Genomic DNA, 15332 nt, shown 5'->3' with positions numbered 1-15332 from the left:
CGGCCTGCCCTCCGGCCGTTGGGGAATGACGCCGCTGCTCCCACGGCCCGATGGCGGGCCGTCTCCAACGCCTACACCAAATCGCAGGCGTCGCCGGGCATCCAGTGCGCGTCTTTCCCTTCCCACTTCACATTGCAGCCAATCGGGTTCGTTAACGGGACGCTGATCGGTTTCCCGGCGAGATGCTCTTCCAACGCGCGATCGAGATCGTGCGTCTTGGCCTTGTCGGCCTGGCGCGGATTGTCGACGGCGCGGCCCGTGTAAATCAGCCGGCGGTTCCGATCGAAAACATAAAAGTGCGGCGTCCGTAACGCGCCGTAAGAGAGCGCGATCTCCTGCGTTTTATCGTAGAGATAGATCCACGGGAATTTCTCCTCGCGCATCCGCTCGACCATATGGGGAAAATCATCCTCCGCGTAGGTGTTGGCGCTGTTGGAATTGATGGCCACAAAGCGCACCCCGCGCGGCGAGAATTTTTCCGCCGTGCGGCGGGTCGCCTCATCGGAGCCGATGACGTAGGGGCAATGGTTGCAGGTGAAGAAAATCACCAGGACCTGGTCGCCGGAAAAATCGTCGAGCGCGTAGCTCTTTCCGTCGGTGGCCGGTAATTGGAAGTTCGGCGCGGACTGGCCGATCTGCAGGGTAAAGCTCATCTGATTTCTTAGCGCCGCGAAGAGCGAATGCAAACGGTGGCGGCCATGCTACCTTAGCGGACATGGATACGCCAAAAATTACCGCCTATTTGAAAACCAGCTGCGGCTGGAGCAACGGAGTGCGCGCCGTGCTCGCCAAATACAATCTTCCTTACACCGAAAAGGACATCATCCAGAACCCGGCTTTCCGCTGGGAAATGGAAACGAAAACGGGCCAACCCCTCTCCCCGTGTGTCGAAATTAACGACAAAATGCTCGCGGATGTGAGCGGCGATGAAGTGGAGAAATACCTGGTCGAGAACAATTTGGTCGCAGCGAGCACTGCCGACGCCGGAGCGCCGACCAACGCGCCCTGCGCCCATGAACAGCACGACAGTGCCGTTCAGATGCGGGTTTAGCGTCGTCAAACCGCTTAAGGGTTGGATCGTTGAAGGGTTAAAGCGTTGAACAGTTGAAGCGTCGCGGCTCTCTAACGCTGCAACTGTTCAACGCTTTAGCCCTTTAACGACCCAACAATGAAGCTCCTCGCTCGCACCCGGGCCCGGACAAGAAGCCGGACCAGGATCCGCCTTCCGTGGAAGTTGGCGCTCCTGGGGTTGCCCGTCGTCGCCATTTTCAGCGTTCTCTTTTTCTACGCCGTCTGGGCCCAAACCTACGACCTGAAACGGGTCGGCGACATGCCGGAGCGCAACACCGTCTTCGACGTGGACGGGAAAATCTACAGCCGGCTCGCCGGAGCGAACCGGGTCAAGGTCGACCTCAACGAGGTCTCGCCATTTTTTATTGATGCGCTTCTCGCCCGGGAAGACACGCGATTTTTCGAGCATGGCGGGATCGATTGGCGCGGAATTGCGCGGGCGCTTTATCGCGACATTATGAGCGGCTCGGCCAAGGAAGGCGCCAGCAGCATCACCCAGCAGCTGGCCCGCAACAGTTTGCCACTCGGCGGCCGGACCCTCAGCCGCAAAATACTGGAAGCGATGGTGGCGCTGCGGATCGAGCGCGATTTTACCAAGCAGCAGATCATCGAGCTTTACATCAACCGGATCTATTTCGGCTCCGGCTGTTACGGAGTGCAGACCGCCTCGCTCGCCTATTTCGGCAAAGATGCCGCCAAGCTGAACCTGTCGGAGTCAGCCATCCTGGCCGGTTTGATTCGCAGCCCAAATCGGTTTTCACCGTTGAAGAATCCGGAAGGGGCCGCCTTGCAACGCGACGCCGTGCTCGATCGCATGGTGGATTTGAAAAAGATCAGCGCTGGGCAAGCCCAGGAAGCGAAGCTCACCAAGGTCGCCTCCCATCCCAGGAAGATGCCGCTAATCCAGGAGAACTACGCCATGGACGCGGTCCAACGTGACCTCAATCTGTTGCTCACGCCGGACCAGATCGATAACGGCGGCCTTTTCATCTACACCACGCTAGATCCCACGGTGCAAAACACGGCCACGCAGGCACTCGAAACCCAGCTCGCGAAGATCGAGCGCCAATCGAATTTCCATCATCCTGTCAAAGCCAACTACCGTCCCCCAGAGGAGGGTGAGGATTCTTCCATGCCTTATCTCCAGGGAGCGCTGGTGGCGATCGACAACGCGAGCGGCGGAATCCGCGCCCTGGTGGGCGGCCGCGATTACGCCCAGAGCAAGTTCAATCGCGCCCTCGCGCCGGCGAACCGACAGGTCGGTTCCTCTTTCAAACCGTTCGTCTATACCGTCGCGTTCAGCCATGGCCTTCTCCCGGGCGCGGCCGTAAGCGATGGCCCCATTCAGCCGGGCGAAATCCAGGGCGCGGGAAACTGGGCGCCGGGGAATTCGGACGGCACCTACGGCGGCATTCAACCGGTTTCCTACGGCCTGATTCATTCCCGAAACACGATGAGCGTGCGCGTCGGCGAAATCGCGGGACTCGATGGCGTGCAGAAAATCGCGACCACTCTCGGTCTCGGCGAAAACATTCCCCGCGGCCCGGCAATTTTTATTGGCTCGTTCGAGACCGATCTGAAGGACCTCACCGCCGCCTACACGGCTTTTCCGAATGGCGGGGTCCGTAAGCAGGCTTACATCATCGAACGGATCGACGACGCGGAGCACAATCCGATCTACCGCGCCGCGCACGTGACCGTGCCCGCGCTCGATCCCAGCGCCGCCTGGATGACCTCGCAACTGATGGAACAGGTCCTGATCAGTGGAACGGCCGCGAGCGCAAAGTCGCTGGGCTTCAAACTTCCGGCCGCGGGCAAGACGGGCACGACGAACGATTACAAGGACGCGTGGTTCGTCGGATACACCACCGCGTTGACCTGCGGCGTCTGGGTTGGGTTCGATCAACCGCAGACGATCATTCCGCACGGTTATGGCGCGGCCCTCGCCCTGCCTGTTTGGACGCAGGTAATGACAAAGGCGGCGTTGCGCTATCCGGCGCAACCCCTGGAACCGACAATGCCGCTGGCCCATGCGGCCGTTTGCTCCATTTCGAACCATCTCGCGACCACCGGATGCAACTCAGCCGGGACGGCCTACGAAATTGACCTGCCTAACGACAAGGTCCCAAACGTCGCCTGTGAAATTCATGGCGGTGTCCAAACCCAGTTCGCCCAAAAAATGCAGGACGTGGGACAAAAAGCCGTCACCCTGCCCGGCCGGATCTTTCAGTCGTTCCGCAAATTTTTCGGAGGCAAATGACACCGGTCACTCTTTTGCGAATCGCGGCTGGGTTTTGCTTTCTGGCGGTCGGCTTGGGCGCGTTCGGCGCTCACGCCCTGAAAGCGACGCTCCAGGGCAACGACATGCTCGACGTCTGGAACAAAGCCGTGCTCTATCACTTTCTCCACGCGATTGCCTTGGTGGCCATCGCTTTGCACGGGGCCGGAAATCGCGCCGCCTATTTTTTGCTCGCCGCCGGGATCGTCCTTTTCAGCGGAAGCCTTTATACGATGGCGTTGACGAATACTCGATGGCTGGGCGCGATCACCCCGCTGGGCGGTCTTTGCTTTCTGGCCGGCTGGGCCTGGCTGGTGATTGCGCCGAAGCTGTAGGTCATTCCGAGCGAAGCGAAGCGTGGTCGTCGCTCCCCACGGCCCGATGGAGACGGCCTGCCCTCAGGCCGTTTGAGTGTTGCGTCGTCGCTCCCCACGGCCCGATGGAGACGGCCTGCCCTCAGGCCGTTTGAGTGTTGCGTTGTCGCTCCCCACGGCCCGACGGCGGGCCGTCTCCAATGCAGCGCAACGGAACTTGTCGCCATCGACTTCGGGCTGCTAATCTAGGGCCAGGCAATGTTGCATTTCCTCGAGACCCAAAAGGCGACCGTCACGGTCCTGATCTTCTTCGGGACGTTTTTCGGCGCCCTAACGATCGGCCGGTTGCTGAAACGCCGAGCCGCGGTGCGTCTCGGGGTTCTTTTCCAGCTCTTTTGTCTCACCCTGGCCTTTTACGCGGCCATGTGGTTCTACGGCGTCAAGGCCGACTGGCGAAACCATGTCGGCGCGCTCGTTTTCATTCTCAGCGTCGCGTTCGCCCTTGCGCTCCTTGATCGCTATTTCTGGGATGCCTATTGGGAAAAAAAGCGGCGCGCGACGATTCCGCATTTTCTCCGCCAGGTCGTCGCCCTGTTGATTTACCTGGTCGCGCTTCTGTTGGTCCTGAGCATCGGCTATCACGCCGAAGGACAGCTCAAAGCTCTTCTGGCCGGATCCGGCATTTTCGCCATCGTCCTTGGATTCGCCCTCCAGGATTTGTTCGGCGGCATCGTTTCCGGCATCGCGCTTCAGATCAGCAAGCCCTACAAGGTCGGCGACTGGCTCCATATCGCCGACAAATATGCCGAGGTCATGGAGATCAACTGGCGTTCGACCAGGCTCCGAACCAACGACGGCATTTACCTCGACATCCCCAATTACCAGGTCGCGCGCAATCCGATCGTCAACCTTCATTACCCAACGGAGGTCCACGCCATGCGACTCCGGGTCGGGGCCGATTACAATGTTCCACCAAACCGGGTGAAGGACGCGCTGCACCGGGCCGCCACCACTGCCGAAGGCGTGCTCCCCGATCCGCCCGTCAAGATTTACGTGATGGATTTCGCCGACTCGGCCGTCATCTACGAAGTCAAGTTCTCGATGGGCAATCACCGATTCTATAACGACGTTTGCGACGCGATTCGGACCAACATCTGGTACGAATTCCGCCGCCAGCAGATCACGATTCCGTTCCCGATCCGGACTTTGCAAATCCAGCGCGGCAGCGCCCGCGCGGGCGATCCGAAAGCTGAAGCCCGCGCAATTATTCGCAACGAAGCGCTCTTCGACTGCATGAACGACCTGCAGCTGGAGAACGTTCTCCAGAATTCGCCGATTCATCGTTACGGCCGGGGCGAGCGCCTGATTCGTGAAGGGGACGAGGGCGATTCGATGTTCGTCATGCTGCGCGGTACGGCGGGGGTCAATATTGCCCGTAACGGCACCAGCGTCCGCGTTGGAACCATGCGCCAGGGCGATTGCTTCGGGGAATTTTCCCTTCTCACCGGCGACCCGCGCACCGCCACGGTCCAGGCTGAGAACGACTGTGAAGTTCTCGAAATCAGCAAGCCGATCATGGCGGAAGTGCTGCGCGAGTCCCCCCAATGCCTGTCCGCCCTGAGCGAGCTGTTGGCCAGGCGCAAACTCGAAGGCGAAGGCCTCGTGAAAGAGGCCATCGCGCCGCTGGAGCACGAACAGAAGGAGTCGGAGTATCGCTCCTCGCTCCTGCGGCGCCTGAAAACCGTTTTCGAATTGTAGTGGAGACGGCCTGCCCTCAGGCCGTGGAGGGTGACGTTGCTGCTCCCCACGGCCTGATGGCAGGCCGTCTCCACTGCAACGAGCATTTACCCGTTGCCAGCAGGACAAACCTAACTACAGTGCCCCGCTTTCAACGGAGCCGTCATGATTTTTCTTGCCCTCAACATTCTCAATTCCGGTGTTACGCTTTCCATGGTCTGCGCCGCCCTGGGGTTGCTCTTCGCCTTTTTCCTCATTAAGGCGGTCATTCGGCTCTCGCCCGGGAACGACCGGATGCGCCAGATCGCCGGCGCGGTCGAGGAAGGCGCCAAGGCTTACTTGAAACGCCAGGTCGTGACCATCAGCGCCATTGCCGCGGTCATTTTCATCCTTCTCTTCATCTTTCGCGACAAATTTACCGCCCTCGGTTTCGTGATCGGCGCGTTCTGTTCGCTGGCCGCTGGTTATATCGGGATGCGCATCGCCGTCCTGGCCAATACCCGGACCGCCCAGGCCGCCAGCCAATCCCGCTCCGCCGCGATGCGGGTCGCGTTCAATGGCGGCGCGGTCACCGGTCTTCTCGTCGTCGGTCTGGCGCTGCTCTCGGTCGGTATTTTTTACACGCTGGTAAATAACTGGGCCGGTCACGACATGGCCGTGAAAAGCCTGGTCGGTCTCGCTCTGGGATCGAGTTTGATCAGCGTTTTCGCGCGGCTTGGCGGCGGCATCTACACCAAGGCCGCGGACGTCGGCGCTGACCTCGTCGGCAAGATCGAGAGCAATCTCGAGGAAGACGATCCGCGCAATCCGGCCACCATCGCGGACAACGTTGGCGACAACGTGGGCGACTGCGCCGGCATGGCCGCGGACGTTTTCGAGACTTACGCGGTCAGCCTGATCGGCGCGATCCTGGTCGGCGCGCTCACCCTCGGCACCTATCCGGCCGCGATTATTTTCCCATTCGTCCTCGGCGGAATTTCTGTCCTGGGAGCGATCATCGGCATCCTCTTCGTGAACTTCAGCGGCGGAAAACCCGGCTCGGTTCTAATGGGCGCGGTCGGCGCCAGCGGATTGATTTCGGCCATCCTATATTGGCCTGCGACCCACTGGCTTTTCCCCGACCCGGTCACGATCGGCGGCGTTGCCCGTTCTGCTAACGACCTCTATTTCGCCTCGCTCGTCGGCTTGCTCATGACCGGCATCGTGGTCGTGATCACGAATTACTACACCTCCACCGCCTACGCGCCCGTCCGGAAGATTGCCAAGGCGTCCGAAACCGGCCACGCCACGAACATTATCGCGGGCCTCGCGATCGGCCAGCACGCCACGGCGTTGCCCGTCGGCTTTATCGGCATCGCCATCCTGCTCAGCTTCCATTTCGCCGGCCTCTACGGGATCGCCATTGCCGTCATGAGCATGCTTTCGATGGCGGGCATTATCATCTCTCTCGATGCCTTTGGCCCGATTACCGACAACGCGGGCGGCATCGCCGTGATGAGCAATCTGCCGAAGGAAATTCGCGGCATCACCGATGAGCTCGATGCCGTCGGCAACACGATGAAGGCCGTCACGAAAGGTTACGCCATCGCTTCAGCCGGTCTGGCCGCGCTAGTTCTTTTCGGTTCCTACGTCGAAGAGCTCAAGGCGCATTTTACTCTTGGGAATAAAGCGTATGCGTTCCAGTTTTCGCTGACGGAGCCCAAGGTCATTATCGGTCTGTTCATCGGCGGCCTGCTGCCATTCCTTTTCACCGCGTTCAGTATGGACGCCGTGGGTAAAGCGGCCGGCGCGGTTGTTCGTGAAGTCCGGCGGCAATTAACCGCCAAGCCCGGCATTTTGCGCGGCGAAGATACTCCGGAATACGGCACCTGCGTCGACATCGTGACCAAGGCGGCCCTGCGCGAAATGATTGTGCCGGCGTTGTTGCCGGTCGCGTTTGTTATCGCCGTTGCGGTCATCAAGCCGCTCGGTCCTGTGGTCCTGGGCGGCCTTCTCGTTGGCACCATTGTAACCGGCCTCTTCGTCGCCATCGCGATGACCTCAAGCGGCGGCGCCTGGGACAACGCCAAGAAATTCATCGAAGAAGGAAATCTCGGCGGCAAAGGCTCCTTCGCCCACGCCGCCTCCGTCACCGGCGACACCGTCGGCGATCCCTACAAGGACACCGCCGGCCCCGCGATCAATCCGATGATCAAAGTCGTGAACATCGTCGCGATCCTGATCATTCCGATTTTCTTCTAGGCTTTAGGTGGCTCGCGCGGGTCACTCAGCGGGACGTTTTGCTGACGCTGTTTCGCGAAGGCAATAACTTCAGCCAGATTTTTCGCATATCGCCCGATCCGCTTCTTCCTCTCGACCTGACGGCCTTTTGGATGGCACCGGGAATTACACCTAACGAGAACAAGATGAGGAACGGCTGGCGGGACGCCCCGTCGCTGCCGGTTGAGGGTGGGAATTTCATGGAGAGTGAGGAGCCAAAGCGGCCAGCCCTTCGCTCCATCGCCTGGTTAAATGCGTCATCGCACTTTGAGTGGAGGCGTCATGCGTAGCATATACTGACCTCGACCCGACTCTTGTCGAACGTCCTCCTTGTGAGAAAGCGTCGGACCCATGTCGAAGTAAATCTCCCTTTTTCCTTTAGGCGTGACAAACCACCAGTTGCTGATCGAATGGCCATTGTAATTCAGGATAGTATGACCCCAGCGGGTCGTCGCAGAAGCCCGTGCGTCACCACGCTTCGCCTTTTCAGTGACTTCAGCCACCTCATCCCTCTGCGCGAGAAGCGGCGTGTAACGATGGATCTTCATCATCCACTGCATTTCCTCCTCAGCGGCTCTGGTCGGGTCGCGCTGTTTCAATGGAATACGGTTAGCGATGGTCGCCCCATCCGGCGGCCCCGCGAGCGCTGCCGATCCCGTAATGAGTGCTATCGCTGTCAAGATGTAAAAGCGTTTGAGCATCTAACGAGAACAAGATGAGCGACGGCGGACGAGACCGCGCGTCGCTCGGAGTGAATGGGTGGAAATCATCTCAAATGTGAACGCAAAGCGGTCCGCTGTTCGCTCCGCTTCGGCTTGCTCAGGGCCTTGAGCTGTCGAAACGGGATCGTCTGGTTAGACCTCTTAGCGGTCATTGCGATACGCCCGATCGAGTGGCCAATCTATCTGGGGTGCTGCTCTCAGCAGTTTGTGGGTTTTGGGGAAATCCCGAATCTTGAAAAATCCGCTCAGGAAATGAGCGGCCGCGCTACGAATCTCCGGACGCTGCTTTTCCAACGCACTGGCAAAGTTCTTATCGCCCACAGCTGGAAGCACCTCTTGGAAGATACGGTGGATGGCCTCGAGGTCTTCGCCTCCGAGGAACGGCTGACTCAACCGAACATACGCGGCGAGAAAGCACGTACGAAGAGCGTCTGGAGCGCCGCGTTTTGCGAGGCCCTCCGCGGCTGTGCATGCGCGCCATGGGTCGAACACTTTTTCATAGGGAGCATCTAGCGGCGCCGGTTCGCTCTTTTCGGCTAACGCACATGATGCGCCAAGGAGGAAAAAAAAGAGAATGCGATGCATACGTCTAACGAGAACAAGATGAGCGACGGCTGGCGGGAATGCGCGCCGCTACGGGTTGAGAATCGAATTTCATAAAAGGTCAGGAATAAATGCTGCCAGCCATTCGCTCAATCGCTTGGTTAGGCTGTGTTCGAGTCTGGCGGATAAAACGCGTGACCTCCTCTGTTCTTAAAGCGCAGATGCTCAAGCAGGGTTGAAGCGTAAACTGAATCCACACTGAGTGCTGGTGGATCGCCTTCGTAGTGGGTGGCGTATTTCCCGGAGGTCCAATCCCGCAAAACCATTTCGCGCGCGCGCCCCTCCGCTGCCTCTGCTGACGCGGCGCGGACCGAACGGGTGACATAGAATCCAGTGCTCGGCGCCTCGCCCTCGGGATCGGGAACCCGAATGCCAGTACCATGTAGAATCACGCGAAAGAATGGCATACGCCAGCGGTCTAATGAGAAGTAGATTGGAAAAACCTGTCTTCAAAGGCGGGATTTTCCGAGCTATCAAGATTCGCGGTCCGGATGAATATTTTCCAGACTGGGAGGCATGTCCCAGAACGTACCCGCCGCGTTGGCCGGTCACAAGCCGAAACTGCTCGATGAGTCCGGGACGCCATTTGGCGAAGGCATTTCAGCATTCGAAGCGAACGAATCTATTGTGATTGGATCCGGCGCTTTATCCGAGAAAGGGACGGCGGTTTGGAAAGCGCCGCTCCTTGGGCTCGCGTCGAGGACGATGCAGTAGCCGCGGATTGATGCGGATGGGTGGGGATGAAGTGGCCCGCTTATTGGAACCACTTCAATCGCCTCGAGAGTGGAGGCCTGATGGAGAAAAAGCGCCGGCGCTCAGCAGCGTGGCCAAGCGCCGGCGGCATCCTAAACAAACAAACCAGACAGCGATCAATCCTCGTCGAGGACGACGCGGCTCACCACCATGTCTTCGCCTTCGGTGGTGTACTGCACGTGGACCGGAATGCCCACCTTGATGCGGGTCTTCACGGTCTCTTCATCGAGCGTCTTGCCGCTCTTGGTCACGTAGGTCACGGTCTTGCCGAACTTGTAATGCCGCGGCCCGCTTGTCTCCTTCAGGACGATTACGCTGCCAGGCGTGTACTCGGTAATCGTTCCGCCGCCATCCACCGTCTTTGTTGTCGTTGTTGTCGTGCTTGTGCTGCTCGTTTGCGCCCAGGCAAATGGTGCGACCACAGCCAGCGCGATGCTAAGAATTGTCTTCTTCATCGATTCCCTTTCGTTGTTAACGTTCCCTTTCACGGACGCAGGACTGCTCGAGCGAGCAGCTCGTCCGCTCTCTTATGATTCGAATGGACGCAGCCGTCTGGACGTTGCCGAACCGGGGATTCTCGCGCGCGTCTGCACGCGATTTAGTCCTAAAACGAAACTGCCCCGAAGAACCTTCGGGGCAGTCCCTAAAACAATCGACAGATGGAGACTTTACTTCTCTTTCTCGATCTTGGTGAGCTGCGAGGCGACCGCCATCCATTTACCGTCTTTCTTTTCAAAGACGTCCATCCCGCGAAACTCGCCGGAGAATTCCTTGCCTTCTTCCGTGCCGCTCATCTTCAGCGTAGCGGTCACAACAGCAGCGTTGTCGCCCAGCATCCGGCACTTGAAATCACTCATGGTGGCCGATTTCAGGACGAATTTCTTGTCGGTCACCGATTTAACATCGTCGGCTTTGGTCGAGACGTGTCCCTCTGGTTCGACGATGGTGTAGTCTTCCGTTTCCAGATTCTTGAGGAAGGCGGGGTCGCTCTTCATGTAGGCATCGAGCCACTTTTCCTCGATCGCTTTCAATTCGCTGTCCGCGGAGCCGCAAAATCCTGCCGTCGCCAGCCCGGCAACCATAACCAAGGTGAATAGAGATTTTTTCATGGCGGCGATTCTGATTTGACAGCATAGGCGCGTCAACCACAACTTGGCTTCTCGCTTTCCCGCGGCGCAAGCGGGCAGAAAATGGACGAACCACGCGATTATCAGCTTGTCTCCGCGGATCAAACCGCGCTGAAAAAGGAGCTCGCTAAACCTGATGCCGGCGCGACGCCGTTCAAGGTCGTGGTCGATCCGGAAATGCGAATCAAGCTGCGCCGCGCCCTGATCGAGCTGATCGATTACCACGACGAGGCGCTCGCGGAGCATTTCGCGGAGGGAAAGCTGGCGCTCGAATCCTACAAGGAATACATCGAGCTCTTCGCGCGCAGCCTCAAGGAAACCATGGAGAGCCGGGAAGGTGTTTCTTACCTGCTCCGCGCCGTTGGCTTCGAGGTGCCCCCGGCGGAGATCAATCTCCATCCTGATTTGCGCTGGAAAAAAGGAAAGCCGGGCGCTTTCGGTTCCAGCCTTCTTTAGGTGGATCGAATCCCGCAAAGCGGGACCGATGGATGTCATCGCCCGCGGAGCGGCCGATCCACCAACGACCGATCCACCAGGGTAAGGCGCTCAGCGAAAAACGCTTGTTTCCCCAGACGAGACTGACAGAATCCGGCGCTAGACACCCATGCCGACGGTCTTACTCATCGAAGACGACGTGGAGAGCCGCCGCCGAATCGCTCGGATGTTCACCCGTCATGGCTGGGAGGTGATCGAGGCACTGGAGGGCAAGGCGGGAATCGAGCTAGCCTTCGCCAAACGGCCGGATGCGATCGTTTGCGATCTGCTCCTGCCTAAAATGAGCGGGCTCCAGGTTTGCCGGGCGATTCGTGAGAAGCTGGATCTCACCCGCATCATCATTGTCGCAGGCCAGCGCTATCACATCGAGCGCGAAGCGGTCCTCGAGGCCGGCGGCGATGGATACTTCGTTAAGCCGCTGAAATGGGAAAAGCTCGCGGCCGCGATCAAACGTCCCCGGCGCCGGGCAGGCAGACTCACCAATCGCCACTCTCGCGCCCTGAAGTTCCATCCCCCTTCGACCCGGATAAAATTCTGGGGCGTCCGCGGATCGATTCCGGTCCCAGGTCCATCCACAATTGGCTACGGAGGAAACACGACCTGCGTCGAAGTTCGCACGAACGGCGACATCATCGTCCTCGATGCCGGGTCGGGGATTCGCGCGCTCGGGCTCGCCCTCAACGAAGAATTTGGCAGCGCCCCGATAAACCTAACTCTTCTGCTCACTCACACGCACTGGGACCACATCCAGGGGCTTCCCTTTTTTCTGCCCGCTTATCAGGCCAAGAATACGATTCGCGTTTTTGGCTACCAGGGCGCGCGCGAAGGTCTCGCGACAATTCTCGCCGCCCAAATGGAACTGCCCTTCTTTCCCGTGAGTTGGAAGGACCTGCCGGGCACGATCAAAATCCGGGAACTCAAGCGGATGCATTTCTCGGTCGGCAAAGTCCGGGTGCACTCGCGGTTCCTGAATCATCCCGGGATCTGCGCGGGCTACCGGCTTTTCACCAAGGAGGGCTCGATCGCTTTTTTGCCGGACAACGAACCCTTCGAGCCATTGCAATTAAAACTGGCGGAACGTGATGGCGTTCATGCCCAACGCGCCCGGGCCCAGGCGGTGGTGCAGCGCTCGAAACTGGTCGAATTCCTCAAGGACACCGATGTCCTCATTCTCGACGCGCAATACACGGATGAGAAATACCAGGAACACATTGGCTGGGGGCACGGCGCATTGAGCCGGGTGGTGTCGCTCGCTCTGGAGGCCCGGGCCAAAAAGCTCTTTCTCTTTCACCACGATCCCTCCCACGACGACCGCCAGATCGACGAGATGCTGGAACGGGCGCGTCTCCTGGTGGTGGAAAGTGGCCGGCAGCTGGAAGTGGAAGCCGCCCGGGAAGGCGCGGAAATCTGGTTGAGCGGACACACGCCTGCCCGATAGGCTGCTCCGCTGTAGCGACGGTCTCTAACCGTCGATGTCTTCGGTGGCATTTGGTTCGGCGGTCTGAGACCGCCGCTACAGCAGAGCACTTGCGAAATTCGGTCGAAGAGCTTACGTCTGTCGCCCAGTTAACGAAGCCTCGTGGTGTAATGGTAGCACAAGAGATTCTGGATCTCTTTGTCTAGGTTCGAATCCTAGCGAGGCTGCCACGTAAAAGACCTGCGGTCTCACGTGGCTTTTGCGACTGAACCCGGCAAACCGCGTGAGCGAAGCGATTACGGCAGGTTCAGGGCGCGCCGGACGGGAACGGTGAGGTGCCCATCCACATTCTGGACATAATTCTTTTGCACCTTCGCAATCGCGTCGGAAACGGCGTCGGACATGATTCCGTCGATCGGGCCGCAATAGTAGCCGCGATTTCGAAGCACGGTTTGAAGGGAAGCGACGTAGGCCGGATCACGGAGCAATTCGTGGCGCGATTTGAAATAATAATACCAGCGCGAACCGGAACGATGCTCGTAATCGGTTGGACTCACGTCCTTCATCTGGTGGAGCCGGCCCCATTCATCATGCGGCGCGAGCGGATTGGCCGAATGGAAGACATGATCTTCAGGGTCGGCGAATGCCCGGATGGAGAGAAGTGCACTGAAAACAAAAACGAGACAGAGCTTTGAGATCATAACGGCGAGTAGTAATCAGGACTTAACCACACGGCCCCGCAGCTGGCGAGTCCGAACTGTCACCCCTCCCGCGTTTTGGCGTAACAATAGCAGTCCCGGGGCATCGCGGAAACATTCGGATGCAGCGACCATTTTCGCAGGGTGCCTTCGCGCTGGAACCCATTGCGCTCGAGAAGCCGGGCCGAGCTTTCATTTTCGACATCGCAAACAGCCCAGACCCGGAAAATGGAAGGTTCGGAGAAAGCCCAGTCGACCAAGGCATTGACCGCTTCACTCATCAGTCCTTGGGCCCAAAAAGGCTGGGCGAGAAGATAGCCAAGATGCATCCCCTGCCCGTCTATTCGAGCCGCGATGGAACCGACGAGTTCGCCTCCCTCCCGCCGGAAAAGAAGCCAGCAGAATTTGCTGCCCGTCCGCCAATCCTCCAGGAAACGCTCAACCGCCTCCTGCGCGTCACTCAAATCGCGATGCGGTCGCCAAATCAAATAACGGCTGACTTCCAGATCCTGCCCGTAACTCGCGAAAATGAGCGGGGCGTCGGTCTCGCGAGGTTTCCGGAGAATCAGCCGCGCGGTCGAAAAATTTTCGGGAGGCGTGATTGAATCCGACATCGGGAACACTCTCCTATCGTCGAGCCGGGAAAACTCGCTCAGCCTTCCGCTACGTGGCTATCACTAGTTGACGCTGTAGATTTCGACCACTGCGGTACCAGACGTCTGATCATGGCTGCGAACCACGGCGGTATAATTGCCGGCCGGCAAAGTGGCGAAGATAGCTGATTCGTGGGTATCCGTCGGAGCGAGCCCAGTGGATGTGATCTGGGCTCCCTGGGTGTCCTGCCAATCATTATTCGAAGCTACCAGCGCTCCGCTCGAATCGCGCAATTCCAAGATTGGATCCGCGAGCGGGTTCGGGACGCTCCCGCCTGACAACGACGGCCCGATGGCGCGCAAGAGCACGGCGTTGTTCGCCAGCGCGCTGCCGCCGACGATAAAGCCGCCGATCAAAGTATCATCGCCAACGCCAACCCGGCCACGCGCGCTGATATTGCGAACCTTTTCCGTGACGGGCTCGAAGGCGAGTGCCCTTACCAGCAAAGGCCCCGGGGCAAAAGTTGTGGCCTGGCCCGAAGGGGTGAATTTTATTATGGCCGGCTCGGTCGAGTTGTAGGCATTAAGTCCCGTAAAAAGATTACCGGAACCATCGAAGGCCAGAGCATAATTAAACCTGTCGTTTGTCGCGAAAGTTGTTCGAGTTCCGTCTGGCGTAATCTTCAAAATCGACGACCCCCTGCGCACAAAAAGATCGCCACCAGTCCCAAATGCCAACCCGGTGATGGAAGCCCCGGGACCGGTGAACGTGGCAAATGTCGTTGCGCTCCCGTCCGGGGCAAACTTTACGATCGAACTCCCGGAACCGGAACTGGCATAGAGTTTTCCCAGCGAATCGAAAGCAAGCGGCCAAGCGCCCTGAGACGCGAACGTACTCTGTGCCCCGTCGCGGGCAATCTTGACGATTTTTGCGCCGGTCGAAACGAACAAGTTACCGGCGCCATCAAATGCCAGACCGAGCAAGGACAACGACGGAATCGTAACGAAAGTGCTTTGCTCTCCATTCGGCGCGATTTTGATGATGGTCGATGGCGGGCATTCGCAGATGATCTCTGGGATACAGCCGCAACTTCCCGGATTGGCAACAAACAGGTTGCCCGCGCGATCAAACGCCAGCGCTATCGGCTGGAAGATCCCCGAAGCAACTGTCTCTCTGGCTCCGTTCGGCGTATACTTATAAACGGAGTTGTCCCCGACGACATACAGGTCGCCAGAAGACCCGGACACCCGGTTCGCCAGAACAG

At 58.9% G+C, this 15332-nt stretch carries 17 protein-coding genes and 1 tRNA gene; 9 read left to right on the top strand and 9 right to left on the bottom strand.

The genetic code is table 11. The features are described 5' to 3' along the window. Nucleotides 1–71: 71 nt before the first annotated feature. A complete protein-coding gene (locus tag VJU77_12805; GenBank protein HKP04225.1) occupies nucleotides 72–653 on the bottom strand; it encodes a thioredoxin family protein in 582 nt (193 codons plus the stop codon). Nucleotides 654–715: 62 nt separating this feature from the next. On the opposite strand from VJU77_12805, the gene VJU77_12800 reads away from it, so the two are divergent. The 5 genes from VJU77_12800 to VJU77_12780 all read left to right on the top strand — a co-directional run bounded on the left by VJU77_12800 (nucleotide 716) and on the right by VJU77_12780 (nucleotide 7641). Continuing rightward, a complete protein-coding gene (locus tag VJU77_12800) occupies nucleotides 716–1051 on the top strand; it encodes a glutaredoxin (protein HKP04224.1) in 336 nt (111 codons plus the stop codon). 117 nt (nucleotides 1052–1168) lie between these two features. After that, nucleotides 1169–3331 (top strand): PBP1A family penicillin-binding protein, encoded by a 2163-nt coding sequence (locus tag VJU77_12795; GenBank protein ID HKP04223.1) that lies wholly within the window; start codon nucleotides 1169–1171, stop codon nucleotides 3329–3331. Then, complete coding sequence (locus tag VJU77_12790) at nucleotides 3328–3684, top strand: DUF423 domain-containing protein (protein HKP04222.1); 357 nt, start codon at nucleotides 3328–3330, stop codon at nucleotides 3682–3684. Before VJU77_12795 ends, VJU77_12790 begins: the two co-directional genes overlap by 4 nt. A 237-nt stretch (nucleotides 3685–3921) precedes the next feature. After that, nucleotides 3922–5421, top strand: a complete 1500-nt coding sequence (locus VJU77_12785; protein ID HKP04221.1) for a mechanosensitive ion channel family protein — start codon at nucleotides 3922–3924, stop codon at nucleotides 5419–5421. A gap of 144 nt (nucleotides 5422–5565) precedes the next feature. Further along, nucleotides 5566–7641, top strand: coding sequence for a sodium-translocating pyrophosphatase (locus tag VJU77_12780; GenBank protein HKP04220.1), 2076 nt, complete (start codon nucleotides 5566–5568; stop codon nucleotides 7639–7641). A 275-nt stretch (nucleotides 7642–7916) separates the two neighbouring features. Here the strand turns inward: VJU77_12780 and VJU77_12775 are convergent, their stop codons facing one another. The 3 genes from VJU77_12775 to VJU77_12765 form a co-directional block, all read right to left on the bottom strand. Further along, complete coding sequence (locus VJU77_12775; GenBank protein ID HKP04219.1) at nucleotides 7917–8360, bottom strand: hypothetical protein; 444 nt, start codon at nucleotides 8358–8360, stop codon at nucleotides 7917–7919. A gap of 162 nt (nucleotides 8361–8522) precedes the next feature. Then, nucleotides 8523–8966: a hypothetical protein gene (locus VJU77_12770; protein ID HKP04218.1), complete on the bottom strand. Its 444-nt coding sequence runs from the start codon at nucleotides 8964–8966 to the stop codon at nucleotides 8523–8525. Between the two features lie 119 nt (nucleotides 8967–9085). Then, the gene (locus VJU77_12765) at nucleotides 9086–9376 is read right to left on the bottom strand and encodes a hypothetical protein (protein HKP04217.1); all 291 of its coding nucleotides are present in this window, start codon (nucleotides 9374–9376) and stop codon (nucleotides 9086–9088) included. Nucleotides 9377–9500: 124 nt separating this feature from the next. On the opposite strand from VJU77_12765, the gene VJU77_12760 reads away from it, so the two are divergent. Beyond that, a complete protein-coding gene (locus VJU77_12760; GenBank protein ID HKP04216.1) occupies nucleotides 9501–9698 on the top strand; it encodes a hypothetical protein in 198 nt (65 codons plus the stop codon). 155 nt (nucleotides 9699–9853) lie between these two features. On the opposite strand, the gene VJU77_12755 is transcribed toward VJU77_12760, so the two are convergent. Both VJU77_12755 and VJU77_12750 read right to left on the bottom strand, forming a co-directional pair. Then, nucleotides 9854–10192 (bottom strand): hypothetical protein, encoded by a 339-nt coding sequence (locus VJU77_12755; protein ID HKP04215.1) that lies wholly within the window; start codon nucleotides 10190–10192, stop codon nucleotides 9854–9856. Nucleotides 10193–10405: 213 nt separating this feature from the next. Continuing rightward, nucleotides 10406–10846 carry a nuclear transport factor 2 family protein gene (locus VJU77_12750; protein ID HKP04214.1) on the bottom strand — a complete coding sequence of 147 codons (441 nt, stop codon included), beginning with the start codon at nucleotides 10844–10846 and terminating at the stop codon, nucleotides 10406–10408. An 81-nt stretch (nucleotides 10847–10927) separates the two neighbouring features. On the opposite strand from VJU77_12750, the gene VJU77_12745 reads away from it, so the two are divergent. The 3 genes from VJU77_12745 (at nucleotide 10928) to VJU77_12735 (ending at nucleotide 13006) form a co-directional block, all read left to right on the top strand. Next, nucleotides 10928–11320, top strand: a complete 393-nt coding sequence (locus VJU77_12745; GenBank protein ID HKP04213.1) for a hypothetical protein — start codon at nucleotides 10928–10930, stop codon at nucleotides 11318–11320. A gap of 148 nt (nucleotides 11321–11468) precedes the next feature. Beyond that, entirely contained in the window at nucleotides 11469–12797 is a 1329-nt protein-coding gene (locus VJU77_12740; protein HKP04212.1) for a response regulator, read from the top strand. 135 nt (nucleotides 12798–12932) lie between these two features. Continuing rightward, nucleotides 12933–13006: transfer RNA gene (locus VJU77_12735), tRNA-Gln, on the top strand. Nucleotides 13007–13072: 66 nt separating this feature from the next. On the opposite strand, the gene VJU77_12730 is transcribed toward VJU77_12735, so the two are convergent. The 3 genes from VJU77_12730 to VJU77_12720 form a co-directional block, all read right to left on the bottom strand. Next, nucleotides 13073–13477: a peptidoglycan-binding domain-containing protein gene (locus VJU77_12730; GenBank protein ID HKP04211.1), complete on the bottom strand. Its 405-nt coding sequence runs from the start codon at nucleotides 13475–13477 to the stop codon at nucleotides 13073–13075. A 59-nt stretch (nucleotides 13478–13536) separates the two neighbouring features. Beyond that, entirely contained in the window at nucleotides 13537–14088 is a 552-nt protein-coding gene (locus tag VJU77_12725; GenBank protein HKP04210.1) for a GNAT family N-acetyltransferase, read from the bottom strand. A 63-nt stretch (nucleotides 14089–14151) separates the two neighbouring features. Beyond that, entirely contained in the window at nucleotides 14152–15315 is a 1164-nt protein-coding gene (locus VJU77_12720) for a hypothetical protein (protein ID HKP04209.1), read from the bottom strand. Between the last annotated feature and the right edge of the window lie 17 nt (nucleotides 15316–15332).

The sequence above is a fragment of the Chthoniobacterales bacterium genome, from assembly GCA_035274845.1.
Classification (GTDB): Bacteria; Verrucomicrobiota; Verrucomicrobiia; order Chthoniobacterales; family UBA10450; genus AV80.
This window is presented reverse-complemented; position numbering and strand designations above follow the sequence as displayed.